The organism is Fulvivirga aurantia, from assembly GCF_009711475.1.
Taxonomy (GTDB): Bacteria; Bacteroidota; Bacteroidia; order Cytophagales; family Cyclobacteriaceae; genus Fulvivirga; species Fulvivirga aurantia.
The window spans coordinates 1-3,544 of sequence record NZ_SMMD01000520.1; the positions used below are offsets into that span (position 1 = coordinate 1).

At 39.1% G+C, this 3,544-nt stretch carries 2 protein-coding genes; both read left to right on the forward strand.

Annotated features, from left to right (window positions below; translation table 11 throughout):
* Window positions 1–76: 76 nt before the first annotated feature.
* A complete protein-coding gene (locus E1176_RS03975) occupies window positions 77–766 on the forward strand; it encodes an ABC transporter ATP-binding protein (RefSeq protein WP_155209276.1) in 690 nt (229 codons plus the stop codon).
* Window positions 767–1,024: 258 nt separating this feature from the next.
* Window positions 1,025–3,421, forward strand: coding sequence for an ABC transporter permease (locus E1176_RS03980; protein ID WP_155209277.1), 2,397 nt, complete (start codon window positions 1,025–1,027; stop codon window positions 3,419–3,421).
* The last annotated feature ends 123 nt before the right edge of the window (window positions 3,422–3,544 follow it).

A 3,544-nucleotide genomic window follows, 5' to 3' on the forward strand; every position in this document is an offset into this window, starting at 1 on the left:
AAATAAAAAATTAAAGAATTTACATCAATAACAATTTATAGGTCAAAAATCAAAACATTAACTAAACCCAAAGCTCATGATTAGAATTAAAAATTTGCAGAAGGTATATACTACAGATGAAGTAGAAACCACTGCACTCAACAGCATCAACATCGAAATTAAAGAAGGCGAATTTGTAGCTGTTATGGGACCATCAGGTTGCGGTAAATCAACTTTACTCAATATTTTAGGTCTGCTAGATAACCCAACTGATGGCGAGTACCACTTCGGTGAGCACGAAGTGTCGCATTATTCAGAACGCCAGCGTGCACAACTTAGAAAAGGATCAATAGGTTTTGTGTTTCAAAGCTTTAATCTTATCGATGAGCTCACAGTGTTTGAAAACGTAGAGCTTCCATTATTATACCTTAAAGTACCTTCAGCAGAGCGTAAGCAACGCGTAGAAGAGGTGCTTGAGCGTATGAATATCATGCACAGAAGAAATCACTTCCCGCAGCAACTTTCTGGTGGTCAGCAGCAGCGTGTGGCTATAGCCAGAGCGATTGTAGCTAAGCCAAAAGTGATACTTGCCGATGAGCCTACAGGTAATCTGGACTCAGCAAATGGTGAAGAGGTGATGAAATTATTGGCAGAACTTAATGAGGAAGGAACGACTATAATCATGGTTACTCACTCGCCTTATGATGCCAACTATGCACACAGAATTATCAACCTGTTTGACGGTAAGGTAGTAACTGAGAATATTAAAGAGCAGTTTCATATATAAGAGCAACAACTTAATGGGTGTCTCAAAATGCAATTATATATTTTGAGATACCCTTTTTATTAAAAAGCCAACCTTTGGCTTTTATTTTCGTTCAGATACTTGGTTATACAAGGTACTATGTAAAAATAAATTTTGAATTAGATGCAACCTTACTCCTTGTATCGCATCTAATAAAATATAAGGTGAGACCATTTTTGGTCAGATGGAGCTCACTTTACTTGGCTTTTCAAAGTCAGAAAACTCAAAAACAACACAACCATGTTAAAAAACTACCTAAAAATCACCTTCCGCAGTTTGTGGAAAAGCAAAGTATTTGTTCTCATCAATATCCTGGGTATGGGAACGGCAATTGGCTGCTGTATAGTGGCTTTTCTCAATTATGACTTCAATGTAAACTTCGATAGCAATCAAACGAGTATAGAAAACATTTACCGGATTGATGCTGAGAGAGTTTATCAGGAGCGTAAGCAGGTTTATGGCATGTCTCCATTTCCGCTAGCTATGGCTGTAAAAGAAAATGTCGGTGAGGTAGAAGATGTGCTTAGGTATATGCCATCTGGTGGAAATTTTAAAATTGGAGACGAACTCTTCAACGAAAACTTCCTGTTCACAGACTCTAATTTGTTTGATTTCTTTGATTTCGAAATTATTGAAGGTGATAGATCTGCGCTTTCAGAGAAATCCAATATCCTGATCAGTGAGAAATTGGTTGAAAAGTATTTTCCAGATGGAAACGCAGTGGGTAAAACACTGACGCATTTTACCTCTCATGGCCCTAAAGACTATACAGTGGCTGCCGTATTTGCCATGCAGCCCTTAAACTCAAGTTTTGCAAACACTCAGACCATTGCCCGTATCGACAATTGGATAGATCTACAAAATCAGGGAGATGATACAGATGATGTGGCTTCCGACTGGACTTATTGGTCAACAACATTCGTTAAAATTAATGATAAAACCAGGCTAAAAGCTGTAGAGCAAAGGCTAACTGAGAATTACATAGAAATACAAAACCAGGCGAGGTTAGATTTTAAGCTCGATAAATATACCCTCGAACCATTCGAAGGTATGCCACATCGTGCAGCCAATGATGAAGTTTGGAGCCATTGGCTCAGGAGTAGCATGCCACCGCCAGCGGTTTTTGTGCCTGGTATCATGAGTATTCTGATATTGCTTATAGCCTGTTTCAATTTTACCAACACCTCTATGGCTATAGCCAGCAAAAGGTTAAAAGAGATTGGCTTGAGAAAAGTAATGGGTGGACTACGCAAGCAATTAATTGCACAGTTTCTTATGGAAAATGTGGTCTTGTGTTTCCTTTCTTTAATTGTGGGGCTCATTCTGGCGGCATTTATGGTGCCGGCTTACAGCGGTATGTGGCCGTTTCTAGAAATAAACATCAACCTTACTGAAAATCTTAATTTCTATATTTTCCTTTTAGCCACATTACTCTTTACAGGGCTTGTGGCAGGTAGTTATCCGGCATTTTATATCAGCAAATTTGAGCCGGCAAGTATATTGAAGGGCTCCCTCAAGTACGGAGGTACGAATAGAATAACGAGTGTTTTGCTCACACTTCAGTTTTCTATTTCTCTGTTGGCCATCATTTTAGGTGTGATATTTTACCAAAATGCTGTTTTTCAGGAAGAGATGGATTACGGGTTTGATAATACAGGCGCCATTTCACTTCATTTTGAAAATCTGGATGATTATAGGGCTTACGAAAATGTTATAAGAGATAATCCTGCAATTTTATCTATTGCGGGCTCTGAACACCAGATCGATCGCTCATACCGCAACGATCCTATAGTAAATGCTGAAAAGGAATATGATGTAGATATACTGCATGTGGGAGAAAACTTTTTTGAGACTATTGATTTTGAGCTATTAGAAGGCCGTGGTTTTCGAAAAGACTCTAAAACAGACATGAAAGAATCTGTGATTGTGAGTGAAGAGCTGGTGAGAGTTTTTGGTTGGGATAAGCCACTCGGTCAGAAAGTAGTGTGGATGGATACGGCCTCTTTTTATGTCGTGGGTGTAATGAAAGATGCTTTTTTAGATGGCTTATGGGGGCCAATAGACCCGTTAATGCTGCGATATGTCCCTGAGGAGGACTACCAGTTTATGACAGTAAAAACAAACACCACAGACCTTATTTCTACCAACGATTACCTGGAAGAAGAGTGGAAAAAGCTACATCCCGATCGAATGTATACAGGTGATTTTATGGATGATGAGCTAAGCCAGGCATCCTTAGTAAATGGCAATATCATGAAACTGTTTGCTTTTCTGGGGGTAGTTGCCACGTTTATGTCTGTGTTAGGTCTTTTTAGTTTGGTATCGTTGAGTATACTTAAGCGGATGAAAGAAATTGGGATTAGAAAAGTATTAGGGGCATCTCTGTCTCATTTGATGCTTATTCTAAACAAAAACTTTGTAATCATACTGCTTATCGCTGCAGGATTAGGATCAGTATTGAGTTACATGCTTGCCGATGCACTTATGGGGAGTATTTGGGAGTATCATGTAACGCCTGGGGCACTGTCATTTATACTCTCCATTGCTTTGCTCATGGTCATTGCACTCTCTACTATAGGGCTCAAAGTTTATAAGGCCGCTGTTTCTAACCCTACTGAGACTATTAGGTCTGAATAAGCATTTAGAAATAATTTATGCGATGAGAGCCCGTCTCAAAAGATGAGTCATCCTGAGTATGCGAAGGACCTTACTAATAAAAAAGTGATGTTGTGATATACTTAGTAAGATTCTTCCTTCGTC

What these genes read in the sequence shown, in the direction of transcription:
- E1176_RS03980 (WP_155209277.1), top strand. Translation starts at nt 1,025, where the DNA reads ATGTTAAAAAACTACCTAAAAATCACCTTCCGCAGTTTGTGGAAAAGC.
- E1176_RS03975 (WP_155209276.1), top strand. Translation starts at nt 77, where the DNA reads ATGATTAGAATTAAAAATTTGCAGAAGGTATATACTACAGATGAAGTA.